Below are 20,525 nucleotides of genomic sequence, written 5' to 3'. Positions count from 1 at the left end.
CCTTTACGAGGCTTTTGACTGTTTGGATTTTAAAATTTCAGTTCTGAAGTTTTGAGCCAATTCAGCGGCATCACTGTCCATACCATTGAGCATAAATGCATGACGAGTGAGCACATTGGTCGGATTTGGCAAACTGACCAATTGGAAATGATCTGAAATCTCTTTGAGCAAAGTTGTCGGCACATGAATGGCACTTTCTTTAGCAACCAATTGTTGGACTAAACGTTCAGCCGCTTGTACAGAAGACAATTGCATGGCTTCGACAGAGCTTGAAATCGCGCTACGGGTTTGTAAAACGAAACGTTTTTCTTCACGGTAGCGTTTATATAAAACATCTGAAAGCAATTGGAATACTGAGCTGATCATGGTGAGGCAACGCAGCGCATCTGGAGTGTCAGCGGTCATGCTGATGGTTGCGCCATGTTCATCAAACTTATGTACCGTACTGATGTCAGAACTGTTCAATTTATAATGTTGAACACAGAGTTCTGTAGTTTTATTTAAGAAAATTTGGCAGAGATTAAAATACGGCACAGACACGGTTTTGTTAACGCTATCGAGCAGCTGTTTCGGATCATAAAATTGAATATTTAATGCCAAGCTGTTGCTGTCGAGAACCACTGGTTTCATGTCTTTATGCTGTTTTGCTTTGGCTTGCGCATTTTGCTGCGCTTGAGCAATCGCCACAGCGGCATTATGTTTTTCTTGTTCTAAGGCCTGCGCTAGCGTTTGAATTTCATGTTTTAGACGTGATTCATTGTTGATTCGCGCTAAATATTCAGTACGACTAGGGCGAGCAATGGCACGATACGCTAACCACAACAAGCCATGTAGGAATAATGAAAATAGAATCGCAGCCCATTGCGTACGTAAGATTTCACCAATACTTGGTTTAATTAAGGTGATTTCAACCGTTCCGACTTTCTTTTCGTTTTGCAACGCATCACGAACAAAGATTTCACCGTCACGGGTTTTGGTCAAACCGCCTGTGGCCAAAACTTGATTATTGGCATTTAAGATGCGGATGGAAGCCACGCTCGGGTTGGTTGCATAGCGGTCAGCAAGTAAAGCTAATGATACGGTATTGGCCGGCTCAAGCTCAGATAGGCTGTCTGTAACCAATTGACTGGTCATCAGTTGTCCCTGACTGGCACGGTTTTCGTTCAGTTGGTGGGTTGTTGCCAATACCAATAAAAAGGTATGCAAAGCAAAACAAACTACTAATAGGCTAGCAAATAGCCCTTGTCTAGGCGCATTCAACGTAAACTTCCAAGGCATTTCTATTCAATTTAGATTATGATTCTTACATTAGTTGTAGCTCAGACCCGAGTCAATTCATGCGAGAAATCATTCTTATATCACTTTTAGGACCTGACCAACCTAATCAATTTACACGATTAATGCAGGTTTTGTCCGCACATTCCTTACAGATTTTAGATGTCGGACAAGCAGTCATCCACAATCAGCTGACTTTAGGTATTGTTGTTTCGTCGGAAGACCAGACTGCGACAGCATTAGCCATGAAGGAGATGTTGATTTTAGCACATGATATTGGCTTAACTGTGCGCTTTAAACCAATCTCTACAACAGAATATCAACAATGGGTAAATGAGGGAGGCCGCACACGCTATATCGTTACGGCACTTGCGCCAGAATTACAGGCGTCTCATTTACAGGCAGTTACAAATATTGTGTCGAGCCAAGGCTTCAATATTGAAACTGTGACTCGTTTATCTGGCCGTCCAGAATTAGATGGATCAAGCGAAGGTCCACGCCGTGCCTGCGTTCAATTTGGTTTAAAAGGCCAAATGTTGGATGCCACTGCGATGCGTGCAGCATGTTTACGTCTATCTACTGAACTTGGGGTAGATGTTGCCGTTCAAGAGGACAATGCTTACCGTCGTAATCGTCGTTTGGTCTGCTTTGATATGGACTCGACGCTGATTGAGCAAGAAGTAATTGACGAATTGGCGATTGAAGCGGGTGTCGGCGCTCAAGTAGCTGAAATCACTGAACGTGCTATGCAAGGTGAGCTCGATTTCCAACAAAGTTTCCGTGCACGTGTGGCATTACTCAAAGGTATGGATGCTTCGGTATTGCCTAAAATTGCAGAACGTCTGACTGTTACAGAAGGTGCGGAACGTCTGATTTCAACGCTGAAATCACTGGGTTATCGCACAGCTATTTTGTCAGGTGGTTTTCAGTATTTTGCCGAATACTTACAAGCAAAACTGGGTATCGATGAAGTGCATGCCAATGTACTGGACGTCCAAGATGGCGCGGTAACCGGTGAAGTGAAAGGCCATATTGTGGATGGTGCCCGCAAAGCCTTCTTATTGACTCAAATCGCTGAGGAAATGGGGATTTCATTAGAGCAAGCGATTGCTGTCGGTGATGGTGCGAATGACTTGCCAATGTTGTCTTTAGCCGGCTTAGGCGTTGCCTTCCGTGCGAAACCTTTGGTGCGTCAAAATGCCAATCAAGCCATTTCAAGCGTGGGTCTAGATGGTGTTCTTTACCTGCTTGGTGTGCATGATAAAGATTTAAATCGTGCTTAAAAGCATTTAATTCATACTAAAAAACGTAGCCAAAAGGCTGCGTTTTTTATGCCAAGAATTCAGCTCATCCGATGAGCGGTAGAAGAAAATTGTCGATAAAAACAACGATTAACAGCATTCGAAAAATTAATTTTTTTAGCCTAAAACCAGCTGTTTTTTTTGTAATGACACTCGAAACGAGATGCCATCATTGTTCCAGAAATTCTTTAAAAAGAAAAAATGTAATGACAAAATAATGTTGCGACAAGGTGTGTCGCATTAACAAAAAACGAGACTTTTTTTATGCAAAAAACTCAGCATAATGCTTGCAAGAGATTGAGATCGACCAAATCTATTTACTGAAGATACAGTAGTGAGACGGCTCAGCATCCTGTAAGACAAGAGATGTCAGTTGTCAAATGACGGAGGTTTTTATGTTAACAGCGAATTTAGCAACAATCGTTGGCCTGAGCTTGGTATCGGCGGCTGTGATTGCTGTTTTCTTCTCGCCTTATCGTCGCTGGTTAAGTTTTATGCTGGCGGGGATGCTGGTGTGGGGACTCATTGAAGTGATTCGATTTGGTACACAAACCATGTTTGAATTATCAGTGACTTATAGTTATTTAACGGCATTAATGGCCGCAATGGTGGTATTCACTTTAGTATTGTTACGTGAAGACCGCCGTGCAGAGCGTGCGATGGCAAAGCGCCAATGTATAGAGCACACGCCTGTATATGATGAAGAACAGCAATGTTCGAGCCGATAAGTGCCAGAAAAAAATTTCAATGAAAATGCGCCTAAGGGCGCATTTTTTTATGAACGCATTAGTCCGATTTGAGATACAAAGCCTTACTTCTCAAAAGCCAAGTTATGGTAGGATGAAACCAGTCAATTTTCCAACAATTACAATAGGCTTTAAGTCATGAAACTATCATCAATTCCTGTCGTAAAACTACCTTTAGTTGATGTCAGTACGGATCCACTTGATTTACTCGTGGCAGGTTTAGCGCTTCGTATGAAACAGCTTGCACGTACTAGCCCTAAATTCATTGAATTGGTTCATGAACGTCAATTCCGTATTCAAATCGGCACGGATTTAGGTGTTGCACGTCAAATTATTGTAAATAATGGACAGATTGATACTGTTTCAGGCGATGCTGAAAAAGCAGACTTTATTTTGCAATTTGCGGACAGCGAACAGGGCGTAAAAACCCTGATGAAAGGTGACCCAACTGCATTCATGACGGGTATGCAAAATGGCAGTATTAAAATGGAAGGTGATTTTGGGCTTTTGGTTTGGTTTAACCAAGTGGCGAAGTTAATTCCACCTAAACTTCCAAAACCAGTGAAAGAAAAAATCAAACTGGCACGTGCGTTTATTAAAGAAAAAACAGGTAAGTAAGATTTACGCCTTGTTCTCCTCCGTTAGGGGGGAGAATTTAAAAAAAGCCCTCTTTTGAGGGCTTTTTTTAATGCTTCAGTTGTTATTCAACTTCTAAATTAAAGGTCACTGGACCGTCATTGACCAAATGCACTTTCATGTCGGCAGCAAAGATACCTGTTTGTACATGGTCATATTGGCGCTTGGTGTAATCGACCAGCTGTTCATACAGTGCTTTGGCATCGCTTGGCGGCATGGCAGGGCCAAAATCAGGGCGCAGGCCTTTTTGCGTTTGTGCCATCAGAGTAAATTGAGACACCAAGAGGATACCGCCGCCAGCTTGACTGACATTCCAGCCCATCTTGCCTTGTTCATCATCAAAAAAACGGTATTTCAAGATCTTATCGATCAGTTTTTTGCCCTTTTCTAAATCGTCAGCTTTACCAAGTCCTAAAAACACTAAAATACCGTGATTGATTTCACCCGTGATCTCACCATCGACCACCACTTTGGCTTCCAAAACACGTTGTAACAAGGCCCGCATAAATTCTTCCGAGTAGAAAATTGAACATAGGGCGGGGATTGTAGCAAAGACAGCATTTTTTCGAAGCGATGTTTAGAAAATTTTGGGCTCAAACATTTGAAAATGAAATGTATATTTTTTATAAATCTAATAATACGATTGAATTTATAAAAATAATCTGTTTTATCTATTTATTAAGTATCAGTATCTTTGCGGGGCAGGAAAGGTATTTAACAGAGAGATTAAGACGATGTTTAAGCGTTCTTTATTGGTTGCGATGTTAGCAACAGCAACAGCGGCGACTCAAGCAGCGCCATTAACTAAAGACAATGGTGCACCAGTAGGCGATAACCAAAACTCGATTACTGCGGGTCCAAATGGTTCAGTTCTACTTCAAGACGTACAATTGGTTCAAAAATTACAACGTTTTGGTCGTGAGCGTATTCCTGAGCGTGTGGTACATGCCCGTGGTACAGGTGCGTATGGTGAATTCGTTGCAACTAAAGATTTATCTGATCTCACCATTGCTTCATTGTTCAAAGCAGGTACTAAGACTCCAGTTTTCTTACGTTTCTCGACTGTAATTCATGGTAAAGGTTCTCCAGAAACTTTACGTGACCCGCACGGTTTTGCGATCAAGTTCTATACACAAGAAGGCAACTGGGACTTAGTGGGTAACCAAACTCCAGTATTCTTCATCCGTGATGCAATTAAATTCCCTGACTTCATTCACGCAATGAAGCCAAGCCCAATTGACAACGTTCAAGACGCGAACCGCGTATTTGACTTCTTGTCTAGCCAACCATGGGCAACCAACATGTTGACTTATGTGTATGGTAACCAAGGTGTTCCAACTAGCTACCGTGAGCAAGATGGTTTCGGTGTACACGCATTCAAACTGTACAACGACAAAGGCGAATATAAATACGTGAAGTTCAACTTCCGCTCTAAACAAGGCGTGAAAGGTCTGAACGTTAAAGAAGCGATGGAGCTGCAAGGTAAAGACTTCAACCACTTAACCAACGATCTTTACAAAAACATCAACGCGGGCAACTTCCCGAAATGGGATCTTTATATCCAAGTGTTAGATCCTAAAGATCTCAACAGCTTCGATTTCGATCCATTAGATCCAACTAAAATCTGGCCAACGAACTTAGTTCCAGAAACTAAAGTGGGTACGTTGACACTGAACCGTATGCCGAAAAACTTCTTCCAGGAAACGGAACAAGTGGCATTGGCTCCGGGCAACTTAGTACCAGGTATCGAGCCATCAGAAGACCGTCTGCTGCAAGGCCGTATCTTCTCTTACTCAGATACACAAATGTACCGTTTAGGTGCGAACCACCAACAAATTCCAGTCAACCGTCCATTAGTTGCTGTAAACAACAACAACCAAGATGGTTACATGAATGTTGGCGGCACTTCATCAAATGTGAACTACGAGCCAAGCCGTATTGAGCCAAAACCAGCGACTGCGAAAGCGCGTGCGGTTGAAACGCCGCTTTCTGGCACAGTTCAGCAAAAAGGCGTGAAAGAGCAAAACTTCAAGCAGGCGGGTGAACTTTATCGTTCATACTCTGCGAAAGAGAAAGAAAACTTAATCATGAACTTGGCGGCTGACCTTGGCAACGTGAAAGATTCGGAAACGAAACACATCATGTTGTCTTACTTCTATAAAGCAGATGCAGACTACGGTACACGTATGACTAAAGCAGTAAACGGTAACCTTGCAACTGTAAAAGCTAAAGCAGCACAACTGAAAGACTAATTTCGATCAGTCTGAAGGATTGGTAACTAGGGTCTAGAACGTTACCTCAAAAAAGTCCTATGAAGCTCCATACCTTTCCTGCACCCTAGGGGGAGTTTCATAGGCACTCCTTAAATATTCATTTTTATGAAATGAATTATTTCTAATTCAATTCTACATTCGATTTCTGTTGGAGTTCATCATGAAAGTTATGCAACATTTGACTTTAGCCAGTTTTCTAGCGTTTGGTTCCGCATTTGCAAACGTGGCAATCGCGGAAGATATCTCCCTAGCTAAAGCAACTGCAAGCGATCAGATGACCTCACAACAGGAATTGATCGCAATCTTCTTTGCCGCAGCCAAAACTGGCAATGAAGAAGTCATCAATGAATTTCTTAAGCATGGTTTTCCTGTCGATGTCAAAAATCGCCAAGGTTTCACTGCCTTAATGATGGCAACTTATTATGGTCATCAAGATGTTGTTACGACATTGCTGAAACATGGTGCAGATCGTTGCTTACGTGATAACAAAGGCAATACTGCATTGATGGGTGCCATGTTTAAATTAGAATGGGCGATTGCAAAGCAATTACGCCAAGTGGATTGCGATGCAAATGCCAAAAAAACGGGGCAAAAGACTGCCGAACAGTTTGCACGTGAATTTGGTCAAGAAGAAAAATATCGACAGTTACTCAAAAAATAATGAGCTTGATCGCGCTCAGCTTCAGCAAAAAAATTGAAAAAAGTCGATGAATCGCGGTGATTTATAAGTTATTCCACTAAATCAATCGGCTTTTTATCAATAAAGTATGCTTTAATGCAAAGAGTTGATAAAAACTGAAAGTCTTTATGTCTCCAATCATCCAATCCTTATTAGACACAGATCTGTATAAATTCACCATGCTTCAGGTGGTGTTACACAAATTTCCGCAAACCCATAGTGTGTATCACTTTCGTTGCCGTAACTTGGATGATACAGCCTATCCACTGGTTGAAATTTTGGATGATTTAAACATGCAGCTCGACATGCTTTGTCAGTTGAAGTTTAAAGAAGATGAATTGCAGTATTTACGCAGTTTACGTTTTATTAAAAGCGATTTTGTTGATTATCTTGAATTATTTCAGCTTAAACGCCGTTTTATTAAAGCGGGTATTGATGATGAAGGTCGACTCGACATTTGGGTAGAAGGCCCAATGGTTCAAGCGATGATGTTTGAAATCTTTGTTTTAGCCATCGTCAATGAATTATATTTCCAACGTATTCGTACACCCGAAGTTTTAGCCGAAGGTGAGCGCCGTTTACAACATAAGGTTGCCTTGCTGAAGCAGTATGAAGCACGGCAAAATCCAAATGATCCACCATTCTTGGTCTCTGATTTTGGCACGCGTCGTCGTTATAGTTATGCATGGCAAAAGCATGTAATTGAAGAATTAAATCAGGCTTCACCGTATATTTTCCGCGGTACAAGTAATGTTCTGATTGCCAAAGACTTGAACATTACTCCAATTGGTACGATGGCGCATGAGTTCCTACAAGCATTCCAAGCGCTTGATGTTCGTCTACGTAACTTCCAGAAGTCTGCGCTAGAAACATGGGTGCAGGAATACCGCGGTGACTTAGGAATAGCCTTAACGGACGTTGTCGGTATGGATGCGTTCCTACGTGACTTCGATTTGTACTTTGCCAAACTATTCGACGGTTTACGTCATGACAGTGGCGACCCGTATGAATGGGGCGATAAAGCCTATGCACATTACAAAAAGCTTAAAATTGACAGTAAAACCAAAATGCTGACTTTTAGTGATGGCTTGAACATTGAAAAAGCTTGGGATTTACACAATTACTTTAAAGACCGTTTCCAAGTGAGTTTTGGTATTGGCACCAACTTGACCAATGATATGGGACAAACTGCACTGAATATCGTGCTGAAATTGGTTGAATGTAATGGTCAATCTGTGGCAAAAATCTCAGATAGTCCAGGTAAAACCATGACGGATAATGATACTTTCTTAGCGTATCTACGTCAGGTGTTTGACATCTCTGAAGTTAGCGCTTAAACACAGCATTAGATAAAACTAAAAAAGCCGAATCAATGATTCGGCTTTTTTATATCTAAAATATTGCTAAAGGAATGCAAAAATTCAGAATAATAGTGAAAATGACTTATGCTAAGATCGAATTTAATCGCACAAAATACAACACGAACAACGATGACAGCATCTACATTGAATTTTGGTCTGCTGATTGAAGCGGAAGAATTGGTTCCACATCTTGGTAATGAAAAACTACGGATCGTCGATTTGAGTCGTCGTTCGGTTTATGACCAATTGCATATTCCACATGCACTGCATGTGCAGCCGAAACTGTTAGTGCGCCAAGAAGAACAAGCGATGGGGCTTTTACCTGACCAAGCCGGTTTAGAACAGCTCATCAGCTATCTGAATATCAGTCCAGAACATCATGTAGTAGTTTATGACGATGAAGGTGGGGCATGGGCTGGTCGACTGATTTGGAACTTACATTGCCTCGGTTTTGAAAATACCAGTCTCCTCAATGGTGGCATCCATGCTTGGCTTGGGGCAGGCTTACCGACCTCGTCTGAAATTGAGAAATTTGAACCCGTAAGCCCATTGGTTGAAGTAAGTGCAGAGGCGCGTGCTCAGTATCAAACAGATTATGATGAGCTATTGGCTCGTGTGCAGCAGGAGCAGATCCAAGTATGGGACTGCCGTACCGAAGATGAATATACAGGCCTACGTTTGGCTGCGCGACGCGGCGGTCACATTCCGGGAGCACGACATTTCGAATGGAGTACTGCCCTTAACCGAGAAAATCATTTAAAATTGCATCCTTTAGAACGCACACAACAACGCTTAGAACAATTGGGATTCAATTTAAACGAACCTGTGGTGGTATATTGTCAGTCCCATCATCGGTCGGGCCTAGCTTATATACTGGGACGTTTACTCGGTTGGAATATTCGAGCTTATGATGGTGCGTGGAGCGAGTGGGGCAACCGACTCGATAGTCCTGTGATCACCGGAGAGTTGCCGTCTTGAGCCTTACATCTCAGTTAAAAAAACAAATTTTTATTCAAGCTCAGCGTGTTGTTCCACAGCACAAATTATCACGTATCGTCGGTAAATTGGCTGCAAGCGAAAACCCTGTGGTGAAAAATGCTGTGATTACCGCATTTAAAGCACAGTATGGCATCGACATGTCGATTGCTGAGCAAAGTAATGCCCTGAAATTTAAATCATTCAATGAATTTTTCACTCGTTCTTTAAAAGAAGGCGTACGTGTAGTTGATGCAAATGCCAACAGTGTTGTTTCACCCGCAGATGGTGCGATTTCACAACTGGGTAAAATTGAAAATGGTGATGTATTTCAGGCCAAAGGGCAGAAGTTCACTGTTGAAAACCTGATTGCCGATCCACAATTGGCTGAGCCGTTTAAAAATGGTCAGTTTGCTACGGTCTATTTGTCTCCAAAAGACTACCACCGTGTACATATGCCATTTGCAGGAACATTGACAGAAACCCTGTATGTACCGGGTGAATTGTTCTCAGTAAACCAGACCACTGCTGAAAATATTCCGGGTTTATTTGCCCGTAATGAACGTATGGTCTGCTTATTTGATACAGAAGTCGGTCGTATGGCGGTTGTATTAGTGGGCGCAATGATCGTGGCAGGTATTGAAACCGTGGCTACAGGTAAAGTTAAACCTACAGGGCGTTTGGAACTCAATCAACACGATTTATTCTTAGAAAAAGGTGCAGAATTGGGCCGTTTTTATTTAGGTTCAACAGCGGTAGTGTTGTTTGAAGAAAACAAAATGCAATGGGATGCGACCTTTAAAGCCAACTCGACTGTGGTGATGGGCGAAGCTATAGGGCATACCATTTAATGAATTCCCTCTTCTTTTAGGAGAGGGTTAGGGAGAGGTTTTTGAGCTAAGCTGATTTATTCAAAAAAGAATCCCTTCTAACCTCCCTTTATTAAAGGAATGAATAAAAAAAAGCGCCATCAGGCGCTTTTTTTAAATTCAAAATTTAGCGTTTTACGACGATCGAGTCGATACTGCTATGACGTAAAGTTTGTTGTGCAATCACAGCAGCTTCTTGTGAATCATAGGGGCCAGACACGACGCGATACCAAACTTTGCCATTTTCATTACTTTGGATCACATCGGCAGATAAGCCATTTAAAATAATTTCTGCACGACGGGCATCGGCTTGGTCAGGGTCATCATAGCTACGCACTTGCAAAATATAGCTTGCAGGGGCAGGTGTTGTTTCTGTGGCTTCAATACCCGGCTCAGTCGGTGTAGTGGTATCCGTTTCAGGTGCTTCAACGATCACCACGGTTTCTTTAGTATCTGTTTCAGGCACAGCTTGATCTGGAATCGGGGTGACTTGTTGCTGAGGCAACAGATCATAAAAACGGTAATCTTTATTGGTTTCTTCTTGGTAGTGTTCAGAGGTAATTTGACCTTTCGGTTTTACTGGCTCCCATGGCTTCCATAACATTAAGGCCACTAAGAAACTCAACACGATTAAAATGATCACAAGTGTACCTAACCATGCAGGAATCAATGGTTTTTTAGGCTGATTTGGCCGCTCTGATACACCGCGTTGCGTTTTTCCAAACACGAGGAAACCTCTTTAATTTTAATTGTTACGAACCTAGTGGGAACTGACCCAAAACCAAGTTCTGATTATTATATATTACATGACTGTCATGCTGTTTATGTTTAATTTTCACAATTTCAACATCTTCAAGTTTTCATTTAAAGATGACTGAATATCCATGAAAATACAGGCTCATAAAGAGCCTGTATATGCGTCAATGTATATGGTTCATACATGGACGGATTCTAACGTATACTAAGAATGGCTTACATTGATTCAGGCGCACTCACACCCAATAATTCAAGACCATTGCGTAAAACTTGCTGTACGTTTACAGACAGTAATAAGCGTGCTTGAGTCAGTTCTGCATCATCACCCAAGACTTTATTTTCATTGTACCAACCATGGAACAACGCCGCTAATTCTTTCAAGTAGTTACCCACTTGGTGTGGTTCATAGCTGTTTGCAGCACGCACCACAATTTCAGGATAAGCCGCAAGTTTAGCAAGAACTTCAGTTTCAGCTTCTAACTCAAGTTTAGCTGCAAATTGACGCGCAGCTTCAGCAGAGAATTGAACGTCTGTCGCAGCGGCTTTTTCGAGCATACGGCAGATACGTGCGTGTGCGTATTGGATGTAGTACACCGCATTGTCTTTGCTTTGAGACACAGCAAGGTCTAAGTCGAAGTCAATGTGTTGTTCTGATTTACGCATGACATAGTAGAAACGAGCAGCATCGTTGCCTACTTCTTTACGTAAGTCGCGTAAAGTCACGAATTGACCTGAACGAGATGACATTTGAACCATCTCGCCGCCACGCCATAGGCTCACAAATTGAACCAAAAGCACCGTCAATTTTTTAGAATCATAGCCAAGCGCATCAATCGCTGCTTTCACACGTGCAATATAACCGTGGTGGTCTGAACCCCAGATATCAATGATATCGGTATATCCGCGTTGTAGTTTATTTAAGTGATAAGCAATGTCGGATGCGAAGTATGTAGTCTGACCATTACGACGTTTCACAACACGGTCTTTTTCATCACCAAATTCAGTTGATTTGAACCAGATGTTGCCATCTTTTTCGTATAAGAAACCACGTTGATCGAGCATTTGTAATGCTTCATCAATTTTTTCAGTCAAGGTTGCTTCGCTGAACCATTGATTGAAAGTCACGCCAAATTCACCGAGGTCATCTTTAATGTCATCAAGAATGGCTTTCAGCGCAGCTTGATGGAACACACGGTAACCCGCAGCCAAATGGTTTTGTGAATTATGAATCAAACCATCAATGTGTTTTTCTTTATCACCTGAAACAACGACTTTATTGCCTTCGCTATCGAGTTCGGCAGCATATTGCACATCTTCAGGAACATCTTTGTAGATGTCGGCAACAGGGCGTACATAAGCATCGCCATCTTTGTCGATAATGCTTTGTGCGATTTCTTTAACGTAGTCGCCTTGGTATGCATTTTTAGGGAAGATCAGTTGTTGACCGGTCAATTCTAAATAACGCAAGTAAGTCGATGTCGCCAAGATATCCATTTGACGACCAGCATCGTTGACATAGTATTCACGGTCAACTTTGGCACCTGTTGCTTCAAGAAGATTGGCAACGGTCATACCGTAAGCTGCGCCACGACCATGACCAACATGTAGGCTAGACGTTGGATTCGCTGAAACGAATTCCACTTGAACACGCTTTTCAGCATTGGCCTGTGTGCGACCGAACTGATCTTTCTGAGCTTGAATTTGGTCTAAGACAGCAAAACGTTGGTCAGCATTTAAAAAGAAGTTAATAAAGCCAGGACCTGCAATTTCTGCTTTGCTGATATCTGCGACTTCTGGAAGATTTGCCAGAATTTTTTCGGCTAAATCACGCGGCTTCATACCTGCAGCTTTAGAGGCAATCATGGCAATGTTTGACGCAAAGTCACCGTGGCTTCGGTCTTTGGTTCGGGTCAAATTGCTAGTATTGTTCCAGTCAGTTGGGAGTACACCTTCAGCTTGAAGGGATTGCACTGCATGATCGAGCGCTGCTTGTATTGCCGTATTCATAATCAGTCGAAAAATAAATGTCGCAGAAAAACGGTAAATATAGCAAATTTCAGGCTCTTTAGGTGAACCCATTTGTTGCGAATAAAAAATATTCGATAAAAGTGAAGCATTGCTTATATCGAAGTAAAACGATATAAGTGGTTTAGCGATTCAGGATCACTGCTTGAGTATATGGACATGTCACAACCCACCCCTAAAATTTTTGGCAATGTGCCGAAGTTAGCTGCACGCTGGGCGCTGATTATCGTGCCGTTTATTTTGTCTTGTCTCATGAGCGGTATTATTTCGTTTATTAATATGCTCAGAAATTTAGGCTGGTTTGAGGGATTTCTTACTCTATGGCTGCATAATTGGATGATTTCATGGGCAATTGCTTTTCCCATTGTACTGATTTTATTGCCATTTGTTCGAAAGTTTACAGGCCTGCTGGTTGATATGTCAGGGCCACAGCCACCTGCAAAATAAGCCTGCATGTAAGTCACAGTTGAGTAAAACGGTGACTTACTGCATTTCGCTTTAAATATTTATAGGCTATCGCGACAACTTACTGCTTTAGAGAGTAATTCGGCTTTGTTGTTTTGGAAGGTATAGAGTTTTGAGGAATTAAACACTTTAATGACTTTGGCCTGAGCGACAGCGGTTTTAAAGCTTTGGAACTTTTTCTGATGGGCTGTCTCAAACGGATTTCCAAAGTTTTTATTGTCGAGCAGAATTTGAATTTGCCCCACATTTGTATCATGTGCTTTTAGGATCTCTTGGCCATCCGCGTTGCTTATACTGAAAGTTGGGCGCTGAGTGCTGATTTTGCAATTTAATTTGAGGCTCAAGGTGAAATTGTCTGCCGATTTATTTTTGAGGGTAGATGTGCCTTGTTGATCATTTTCAATATAGACCCACTGATTTTTCGGCATATTGGTCAGCAGAGTTTCTAACTGTTGTTGGGTACTTTTGCTGATATCGACAGTGCCTTTTTTATCGATTTCAGGGGCTTTTTCTTTACCGAGCATGCCCATCACTTTGTCGCTGACTGTGCTACTGGTTTTGGAAATGGTCTGGCAAGCGCTTAAGCTACTGATGATTAGAATGAATGGTAGTGTATAGATGGCAGGTAAATGCATAGATTTTATTGTTCTATTAAATTTTCGGATCGGCAAAGTTTAACGGTTCTACGCATAAAGCTCAAACCTGCGGCCAATCTCCTTTGAGGAGGACTGCTGCAGGCGGCTAAAGCAGCCATTCTACACAGGCACGAATAATCCCCAGTGCGAGGCCAATAAAACCACCGACCACGACACCATTGACTCGAATCATATGCAAGTCGCCACCGACTTCGTTTTCGATCTTATCGATCATTTCACGTGAATCCCATTCATGTATACGTTCACTGATAAACCGAATGACTTTTTCGCTGTATTGATCAGAGAGATTGATGGCAATATCACTCATTTTCTCATTCAGCAATTGGCGTACAGCGACATTAGAGACAATATTTTCGCCCACTTGTTGAATGGCGACGCGTAGGTTTTGTGCAATACCTGAGTCCGGCTTTTGTAGATCAGATTTAATCGCATCACATAAAATCACAACAGCGCCGCTTAAAAAGTTAAGCATTTGTGGGCTGTCTAATAAAGCGTCCTTGGTGCTATTCAAACGTTGGCTGGCTACACTTTGATTGTCTGCCAACTCATGCATGAGTTGCTGTGCCATGTCTTCGATTTTACGGCGCCACGGATGTTCATGGTCAGCAAGCATGGACTCTACACGACTGACCAGTGAATCAATGGTGCGCTGCTGTACATCAATACCAATCCAGCTTGCACCTTTGGCGAGCTTCCAAACCCCGAGTTCTTTAAACAACTGACGTGATAAATCACGGGTTTGTTCAGGGTGCTGTAACATCCAGTCATGGGCTAAATCTAATCCACGTTGCAGGACATCTTGATGGAAATCATTTTCTAAAACTGCTCGCAGCATTTCACTGGCAAGATGGTTGACTTGCGTATTGCGTACCCATTGCACGCTGTTATTTTGGATAAATCGTCCAATTTGTTCCTGACCGACAAATTCGAAAATTTTCGGTACCGTTTGCTGAATGACTTGAGTCACTTGCGCATTATTGTGTGGATTGGCCAACCATTTCCCGACGGCAAGAGAGAGATCCGTCTCCGCTAAACTTTTTTCAACCACTTGTGGTGAAAGAAAATTTTCCTGAACAAAGCGGCCCATGGACTCAGCAATGCGCGCTTTATTGCGTGGAATAATTTCTGTGTGGTCACGTAAAAATTTAGGAATCGGAATACGACCAAAGGGATTGCGAAATAAAACGGTTATCGCATACCAGTCTGCCAAACCACCAACCACGCCAGCTTCTGCTGAAAGCATCAAAATATGAATGAGCCAAACATATTCGGGCAGTAATTTAGCTGCGATCATCAATGCAATCCACGCCAGCACCGCCACCACCAAAGCAATGGTGGCGAAGCGTTTACTGCGTTGCAGACTAGGTGAAACAGCGGGCTGTTCAGTTGGGCTCATCAATGATCGGGTCTCTATGGGTTGACTTATTTAGAGGTGGGCTCAGCGGCTACAGGCAAAGGATTTCCTTGGCTGTCTAAACCATATTTAGCTCCGAGTGACTGCAAAATCAAGCGAGCATCAAAGGCATCCTGAGGGGCTTTGGCACGATCTTTATAGCAAGTAATACTGTAGGAAACTTGAGTTGGATCGAGTGTGACCACCTGTGGAGCGTCATAAAACGGGCCTGGCCAAAATCCGGGATGGCGACGATAATAGCCATATGGATAAGGCATAGGGTCTGGGTAAATCACCGCTTGACGCGGCGGTTTTTGACTCCGGTTACTCGGGTCATCCATGACTTTAAAATATTGAAAGCCATTGTGTAGGGTGGTTTGAGCAGCTTTAACCAAGGTGATTTCTTCGGCAGTGCCATAGCTCATATTGGGTCTAGCTTGGAAGCTAATCCGATAGCTTTGAGCATTTAATGGCGTTGCAGCATAACGACCCAATTGTTCGAAGGTTAAAGGCTTCGATGGGGTGCTTGCACAGCCGGTGAGGCCCAGTGCTGCGGTTATGGCTGCTGCGATAATGAGTTTGTTCATGCGCATACTCCTGTTTAGTCGGTTCATGGCAAGGGGAGATACTGGCCAAAAGCCGTCAATTAAAAGCTAGAATTGGGCTGGGTTAAAAATTCCAATTCCTCTGCTGTAGATGTTCTGCCCAATACCGCATTGCGATGCGGGTAACGTCCAAATCGATCGATAATCACTTTATGCTTTTTTTCAAATTCTAAGTTGATCGGATTGCCCAGTTGCTCAAATAATTTTAACGCGCTTTGATGGATTTTTGTCGATTCGCTATGCATAAAGGGCATATATAAAAATGAGCGCTGTTCAGGGCTTAATTGTAGATCTAAACCCTGCGCGATGGCTTCTTGTGCAAGCGCCAAAGCCAGTGCATCTTGGGCAAAAGCCAAGCCAGAGTCACGGAATAAATTTCGCGAAAACTGATCTAAAACAATAATTTCAGCCAAGCGACCTTCGGCTGTGGTGCGCCATTGCCACAGTTCTGCTTGACTGGCCGCTTGATGGATGTCTTTAAACTTTTTTTCGATTAAAACATCAAAATTATTGCTTTTAGCGAACCAATTAGGCTGATTTTCTGGGTTAAACCAAAATTCGAGAATATCTTGATAATTCATATGTTTTAAGCATTATTAGCATATATTTGTTTATAAAATCACAAATTTCAAATGTCATATAGAGTAAGTTTGTGATAAAAAATTGCCAAAATAAAATCACGGTTTGTCTCAAAACTATACAGTGCGTCATATGCCCACTTCAAATCGCGTTATACTGATATAAACTGATGATTTTATTTTAGTAGTTTCTTCCATTTAAGCGAGATAGCAATGAGTCAACCCGAATCGACCTCTCAAGACATTTTACCGACTTGGGTAGATTCTTCGCTGATTAAAGGAATGTTGCGCGGTATTGAGCGTGAAAGCTTACGTATGCAAAGCAACGGTTTCTTGTCTCAGGCCGACCATCCCCAAGCCTTGGGTGCGGCTTTGACTCATCCGCATATTACGACAGACTATTCTGAAGCTTTGATGGAATTTATCACGCCGCCAAAAGAAACCATTACAGAGGCGTTGAACTATCTGCAAGATATTCATGCTGTTGCGCATACGCATTTAGAACATGGTGAAAAACTTTGGCCGTTGTCGATGCCATGCATGTTGGATAAAGACGAAGACAGTATTCGTTTAGCGCAATATGGCAGCTCGAATATAGGACGTTTTAAAACCTTGTACCGTCGTGGTTTAGGGGTGCGTTATGGTCGCCGGATGCAGACCATTTCAGGGGTGCATTATAATTTATCCTTCCCAGATCATTTCTTTGAAGCATTACAACAACACGAAACTGACGACGCCCTCAAGGCATTGAGCTTACAGGATTATCGCAGTCATCGTTATTTCGGCCTGATCCGTAATTTTATTCGTTTAACGCCATTGGTGATGTTTTTGGTTGGAGCGAGCCCGTCGGTGTGTAAATGTTTTATGACTGGACGAGAACATCAGCTGTTACCGCTTTTAAAAGGCACGCTATTTTTACCTTATGCGACGGCACTGCGTATGGGAAATTTTGGCTATCAAAATTCAGCACAAAAACAGTTAGGGATTCACTACAACGACATTCAGGCGTATTTGGAAGGTTTGCAAAAAGCGGTGCATACCCCATATGCCGCATTTAGTCATTTAGGTTTAAATGATGAACTGGGTGAACCGATTCAAATTAATGACCATGTGTTGCAAATTGAAAATGAATACTACAGTTTGGTTCGTCCGAAACAAGTGCCGCAGGATGGTGAAACACCATCTGAAGCCCTGCAAAATCGTGGCGTAGGTTATGTTGAATTACGCGCGGTAGACGTCAATCCTTATAGCCCGATTGGGATCAATGAAGACACGGCAGGCTTGCTCGAAGTGGTGGCTTTGTACTGTTTATTGCAAGACAGCCCAGCATTGTTAGATGCCGAACAAAATGAAATTGAGAAAAATCAAGCGGAAGTGGTAAACCGTGGTCGTGCGCCAAACGCAGTGATTTTACAGCAAGGCCAAGCAGTTCCAATTGAAACATGGTGTCGTACACATGTCGCTGCGATGCAACCGTTGGCTGAATTGCTGGATGATTCTTACAATACAGATATTTACACTCAGGCAATGGCTGTGATGCAATCACGCATCGATGAAGTCGATGAAACATTGTCGGCACGTATGATTAGCGATACTTTAGAACAAGGTGGAACTTGGGGCTTTGGTAGCTTTATGGCCTTACAACATGCTGAAGTGTATGAGCAGCATGTCTTGAGCCCTGAAACTGCAGCATACTTTGCACAAGCTGCTGAGCAGTCTTTAGAAAAACAGGCTGAACTTGAGCAAGACTGCACCTTGAGTTTTGAAGAATATTTAAAAAACTTTAGATAAAAAATTTTAAGAGGATTTACCATGAAATGGAGTTTCCGCTTCGTGAGTGGTTTGTTGTTTTTAGCCAGCGTGATCGGTATGTCTTTTGCGCTGTTTTTAGAACATGTACAAGGCTTAGAACCTTGTCCGTTGTGCGTATTCCAACGTATTGGTCTGATTGGACTCGGCATCATTTCATTGATTGCATTGATTCACAATCCAGCATCGAATTGGGGTAAACGCATTTACGCATTGTTGGGGACACTATCAATTCTTTGGTCTGCTGGGGTGGCTGCGCGTCATATTTGGCTGCAAAACTTACCGCCAGACAAAGTACCGAGCTGTGGCCCAGGACTGGATTATTGGGTAGAAACGCTGCCGTTAAAATCGGTCTTTGAGCAAGTGCTGACAGGCTCTGGTGAGTGTGCCAAAGTGGATTGGACCTTCTTGGGACAATCCTTACCGGTTTGGTCATTGGTGTTTTTTGCGGTCTTAACTTTGCTTAGCCTTTGGCAGTTATTACGTAAATACCCAAGCAGACCAGTGCCACGTTTACGTGATAAATTTTAATTTAGTGATACATAAAAAAGCCCTCAGTTGAGGGCTTTTTTTTATGAGTCTCAATGGGGGGTACGTTAGGTTAGGGCAATGCCTTCCACACTTTCCAAGTCCATCATAAATTCATAGATATGATCACAAGCTTTATCGTCATTGTTTGGATAGAACCAATGCACGATTTGCTCGGCCACTTGCGGATGATGCTGAATTTCAAAATGGTTCAGGCCATAAAATATTGCTTTATGTGAATCTGGCACTTTCAGTTGATACCGTGCATTTGGGTGTTCTCCTAACGCACTTTTCACACTGACCAAGTAATCTCCAATCACATGTCGCGTTTTATTGCGACGATGTTCATATTCAATGGTCCCTGCCACGAGGTAGGTATTGATATGCGATGGAATCGGGGCTGGTTTACGGTTGTCGTCCATGAGTCCAATACGGACATCATTATGTTCCCAATCATCATCACGCACGCTGCCATAGCGCAAATCTAAAATGCCGTTACTGCGAATATTCACCACGTGGCCCACGATTTTGACCAAAGGGAAACGCCCCAATTGATCTTGCAGATGAAATCCGATACGTTCAAGCACAGCACCATGATGCGGTGAGCCTAAGCAGACTAGATTTTCGACTTGATGAATCCATTGATACATATTTTGTTTGCCATAAAAAATGGCACTACGGGACACTAAGCCCCCCATACTATGACCAATTAAGTCGATACTGGTAATACCAGGGTTACGACGGACCAAATCTTCTAATGTATTGGCGAGGCTGCGACCATTGGTCGAAATACGACGACCCGTATTGTAATTTAAATACAGCATGGTGTTGTGGTCACGTTGTGACAGTAATTTTTCACCAATGCCGCCATATTTGGCTGTCGACCATGACAGATGATTCATGCAGAGCCCATGAATCAACAGGGTAATACGACCGTTTAATTCGCCTTTTTGTACCGCACCATAATGGTCGTAAACCACCATCGGTAAGGCCATCGGGTTGTGATATTTCAGTAAATAGTCGCCCAAGACCCCATTCAGTGCGCCCACTAAAAAATGTAAAGACGGGGTGAGGGGTTTGTCGTGTAAGCGTGGGAATTTTTCAATAATGCTACGCAGCGTCGGTGCGAGTAAATAATTGCCATAATTGAAAAAGGTGTTGTAAGAAAATTCATAAATCCGTGCAATGGTCGGCTGCTTATGAAAGGCTTTCGAGCCTTGTTCGCTCATTCCAAAAATACTGATTAAAATTTCACGTTGAATGTTTTTGATCAAGTCATGCACGACATCACTAAAACGCATTGTCACGAGTTGTGCCAAACCTTCCAGCACATCTGCTTGACTGGGTGGCGTGCGGTCCCATTTACAATAGGTTTCATGCAATGGTGTTAAGCTAGGCATAATGTTCCTATCCTTACATTCAATGCTATCCCTCGATTGTATTTATTACTGGAATAGCCTGAAGTTTCATTGTTTATTTTATAAAATTCTCACGAACAGCTTTTACAATACCGATAACAGACCTGTCGGTGAATGCCTTTTGTCTGACAATTTTACTAAAAATTCAAATTTAGAAAATGTGACGCAGTTAGCACT

At 42.5% G+C, this 20,525-nt stretch carries 20 protein-coding genes; 11 read left to right on the top strand and 9 right to left on the bottom strand.

Going from position 1 to position 20,525, the window contains the following annotated elements; genetic code table 11:
• Positions 1–3: 3 nt before the first annotated feature.
• On the bottom strand, positions 4–1,260 hold the full coding sequence (locus FTU75_RS13360; protein WP_078190618.1) for a hypothetical protein: 1,257 nt from the start codon (positions 1,258–1,260) through the stop codon (positions 4–6).
• 77 nt (positions 1,261–1,337) lie between these two features.
• On the opposite strand from FTU75_RS13360, the gene serB reads away from it, so the two are divergent.
• The 3 genes from serB to FTU75_RS13345 all read left to right on the top strand — a co-directional run bounded on the left by serB (position 1,338) and on the right by FTU75_RS13345 (position 3,940).
• On the top strand, positions 1,338–2,558 hold the full coding sequence (serB, locus tag FTU75_RS13355; RefSeq protein WP_078193257.1) for a phosphoserine phosphatase SerB: 1,221 nt from the start codon (positions 1,338–1,340) through the stop codon (positions 2,556–2,558).
• Positions 2,559–2,971: 413 nt separating this feature from the next.
• Positions 2,972–3,304: an AciT family ciprofloxacin tolerance protein gene (aciT, locus tag FTU75_RS13350; RefSeq protein ID WP_078190616.1), complete on the top strand. Its 333-nt coding sequence runs from the start codon at positions 2,972–2,974 to the stop codon at positions 3,302–3,304.
• 156 nt (positions 3,305–3,460) lie between these two features.
• The gene (locus FTU75_RS13345; protein WP_180116170.1) at positions 3,461–3,940 is read left to right on the top strand and encodes an SCP2 sterol-binding domain-containing protein; all 480 of its coding nucleotides are present in this window, start codon (positions 3,461–3,463) and stop codon (positions 3,938–3,940) included.
• 82 nt (positions 3,941–4,022) lie between these two features.
• On the opposite strand, the gene dtd is transcribed toward FTU75_RS13345, so the two are convergent.
• Positions 4,023–4,463: a D-aminoacyl-tRNA deacylase gene (dtd, locus tag FTU75_RS13340; protein WP_180036027.1), complete on the bottom strand. Its 441-nt coding sequence runs from the start codon at positions 4,461–4,463 to the stop codon at positions 4,023–4,025.
• Positions 4,464–4,692: 229 nt separating this feature from the next.
• Between dtd and FTU75_RS13335 the strand changes: the two genes are divergently transcribed.
• From FTU75_RS13335 to asd, 5 genes are all read left to right on the top strand, one after another.
• A complete protein-coding gene (locus FTU75_RS13335) occupies positions 4,693–6,210 on the top strand; it encodes a catalase (protein ID WP_180116169.1) in 1,518 nt (505 codons plus the stop codon).
• 181 nt (positions 6,211–6,391) lie between these two features.
• Positions 6,392–6,892, top strand: coding sequence for an ankyrin repeat domain-containing protein (locus FTU75_RS13330; RefSeq protein WP_180116168.1), 501 nt, complete (start codon positions 6,392–6,394; stop codon positions 6,890–6,892).
• A gap of 146 nt (positions 6,893–7,038) precedes the next feature.
• Positions 7,039–8,247: a nicotinate phosphoribosyltransferase gene (pncB, locus tag FTU75_RS13325; protein ID WP_180036025.1), complete on the top strand. Its 1,209-nt coding sequence runs from the start codon at positions 7,039–7,041 to the stop codon at positions 8,245–8,247.
• A gap of 153 nt (positions 8,248–8,400) precedes the next feature.
• Positions 8,401–9,249, top strand: a complete 849-nt coding sequence (locus FTU75_RS13320; RefSeq protein WP_180036042.1) for a sulfurtransferase — start codon at positions 8,401–8,403, stop codon at positions 9,247–9,249.
• Positions 9,246–10,097 (top strand): archaetidylserine decarboxylase, encoded by an 852-nt coding sequence (gene asd, locus FTU75_RS13315; RefSeq protein WP_180022320.1) that lies wholly within the window; start codon positions 9,246–9,248, stop codon positions 10,095–10,097. Before FTU75_RS13320 ends, asd begins: the two co-directional genes overlap by 4 nt.
• Positions 10,098–10,242: 145 nt before the next feature.
• Here asd and FTU75_RS13310 read toward each other — a convergent pair whose 3' ends face one another.
• Complete coding sequence (locus tag FTU75_RS13310) at positions 10,243–10,842, bottom strand: SPOR domain-containing protein (protein WP_078193250.1); 600 nt, start codon at positions 10,840–10,842, stop codon at positions 10,243–10,245.
• A 245-nt stretch (positions 10,843–11,087) separates the two neighbouring features.
• A complete protein-coding gene (gene argS, locus FTU75_RS13305) occupies positions 11,088–12,878 on the bottom strand; it encodes an arginine--tRNA ligase (RefSeq protein WP_180073346.1) in 1,791 nt (596 codons plus the stop codon).
• 177 nt (positions 12,879–13,055) lie between these two features.
• Here argS and FTU75_RS13300 point away from each other — a divergent pair, with 177 nt between their 5' ends.
• Positions 13,056–13,343: a DUF2798 domain-containing protein gene (locus FTU75_RS13300; RefSeq protein WP_372491143.1), complete on the top strand. Its 288-nt coding sequence runs from the start codon at positions 13,056–13,058 to the stop codon at positions 13,341–13,343.
• A gap of 59 nt (positions 13,344–13,402) precedes the next feature.
• On the opposite strand, the gene FTU75_RS13295 is transcribed toward FTU75_RS13300, so the two are convergent.
• The 4 genes from FTU75_RS13295 to FTU75_RS13280 all read right to left on the bottom strand — a co-directional run bounded on the left by FTU75_RS13295 (position 13,403) and on the right by FTU75_RS13280 (position 16,596).
• Positions 13,403–13,996 (bottom strand): hypothetical protein, encoded by a 594-nt coding sequence (locus tag FTU75_RS13295; RefSeq protein ID WP_180116167.1) that lies wholly within the window; start codon positions 13,994–13,996, stop codon positions 13,403–13,405.
• A 106-nt stretch (positions 13,997–14,102) separates the two neighbouring features.
• Entirely contained in the window at positions 14,103–15,413 is a 1,311-nt protein-coding gene (locus FTU75_RS13290) for a DUF445 domain-containing protein (RefSeq protein WP_180116166.1), read from the bottom strand.
• 26 nt (positions 15,414–15,439) lie between these two features.
• A complete protein-coding gene (locus FTU75_RS13285) occupies positions 15,440–15,997 on the bottom strand; it encodes a hypothetical protein (RefSeq protein ID WP_180116165.1) in 558 nt (185 codons plus the stop codon).
• 59 nt (positions 15,998–16,056) lie between these two features.
• Complete coding sequence (locus FTU75_RS13280; protein ID WP_078190604.1) at positions 16,057–16,596, bottom strand: DUF924 family protein; 540 nt, start codon at positions 16,594–16,596, stop codon at positions 16,057–16,059.
• A gap of 210 nt (positions 16,597–16,806) precedes the next feature.
• Between FTU75_RS13280 and gshA the strand changes: the two genes are divergently transcribed.
• Together gshA and FTU75_RS13270 are read left to right on the top strand one after the other, a co-directional pair.
• Complete coding sequence (gene gshA / locus FTU75_RS13275; protein ID WP_180116164.1) at positions 16,807–18,384, top strand: glutamate--cysteine ligase; 1,578 nt, start codon at positions 16,807–16,809, stop codon at positions 18,382–18,384.
• A gap of 21 nt (positions 18,385–18,405) precedes the next feature.
• Positions 18,406–18,933: a disulfide bond formation protein B gene (locus tag FTU75_RS13270; RefSeq protein ID WP_180073350.1), complete on the top strand. Its 528-nt coding sequence runs from the start codon at positions 18,406–18,408 to the stop codon at positions 18,931–18,933.
• Between the two features lie 65 nt (positions 18,934–18,998).
• On the opposite strand, the gene FTU75_RS13265 is transcribed toward FTU75_RS13270, so the two are convergent.
• A complete protein-coding gene (locus tag FTU75_RS13265) occupies positions 18,999–20,330 on the bottom strand; it encodes an alpha/beta hydrolase (protein ID WP_078193243.1) in 1,332 nt (443 codons plus the stop codon).
• Positions 20,331–20,525: the final 195 nt, after the last annotated feature.

The sequence above is a fragment of the Acinetobacter sp. YH12140 genome, assembly GCF_013418475.1.
In the GTDB taxonomy this organism is placed as follows: Bacteria; Pseudomonadota; Gammaproteobacteria; order Pseudomonadales; family Moraxellaceae; genus Acinetobacter; species Acinetobacter amyesii.
The sequence above is the reverse complement of the archived record's forward strand: the minus strand, read 5'-3'. Positions and strand labels throughout refer to the sequence as shown.

Coding starts and splice junctions, on each gene's coding strand:
- FTU75_RS13265 (WP_078193243.1), bottom strand. CDS start 20,330: ATGCCTAGCTTAACACCATTGCATGAAACCTATTGTAAATGGGACCGC.
- FTU75_RS13330 (WP_180116168.1), top strand. CDS start 6,392: ATGAAAGTTATGCAACATTTGACTTTAGCCAGTTTTCTAGCGTTTGGT.
- FTU75_RS13270 (WP_180073350.1), top strand. CDS start 18,406: ATGAAATGGAGTTTCCGCTTCGTGAGTGGTTTGTTGTTTTTAGCCAGC.
- FTU75_RS13300 (WP_372491143.1), top strand. CDS start 13,056: ATGTCACAACCCACCCCTAAAATTTTTGGCAATGTGCCGAAGTTAGCT.
- dtd (WP_180036027.1), bottom strand. CDS start 4,463: ATGCGGGCCTTGTTACAACGTGTTTTGGAAGCCAAAGTGGTGGTCGAT.
- aciT (WP_078190616.1), top strand. CDS start 2,972: ATGTTAACAGCGAATTTAGCAACAATCGTTGGCCTGAGCTTGGTATCG.
- serB (WP_078193257.1), top strand. CDS start 1,338: ATGCGAGAAATCATTCTTATATCACTTTTAGGACCTGACCAACCTAAT.
- FTU75_RS13320 (WP_180036042.1), top strand. CDS start 8,401: ATGACAGCATCTACATTGAATTTTGGTCTGCTGATTGAAGCGGAAGAA.
- FTU75_RS13295 (WP_180116167.1), bottom strand. CDS start 13,996: ATGCATTTACCTGCCATCTATACACTACCATTCATTCTAATCATCAGT.
- FTU75_RS13280 (WP_078190604.1), bottom strand. CDS start 16,596: ATGAATTATCAAGATATTCTCGAATTTTGGTTTAACCCAGAAAATCAG.
- FTU75_RS13345 (WP_180116170.1), top strand. CDS start 3,461: ATGAAACTATCATCAATTCCTGTCGTAAAACTACCTTTAGTTGATGTC.
- FTU75_RS13335 (WP_180116169.1), top strand. CDS start 4,693: ATGTTTAAGCGTTCTTTATTGGTTGCGATGTTAGCAACAGCAACAGCG.
- FTU75_RS13290 (WP_180116166.1), bottom strand. CDS start 15,413: ATGAGCCCAACTGAACAGCCCGCTGTTTCACCTAGTCTGCAACGCAGT.
- gshA (WP_180116164.1), top strand. CDS start 16,807: ATGAGTCAACCCGAATCGACCTCTCAAGACATTTTACCGACTTGGGTA.
- FTU75_RS13285 (WP_180116165.1), bottom strand. CDS start 15,997: ATGAACAAACTCATTATCGCAGCAGCCATAACCGCAGCACTGGGCCTC.
- argS (WP_180073346.1), bottom strand. CDS start 12,878: ATGAATACGGCAATACAAGCAGCGCTCGATCATGCAGTGCAATCCCTT.
- pncB (WP_180036025.1), top strand. CDS start 7,039: ATGTCTCCAATCATCCAATCCTTATTAGACACAGATCTGTATAAATTC.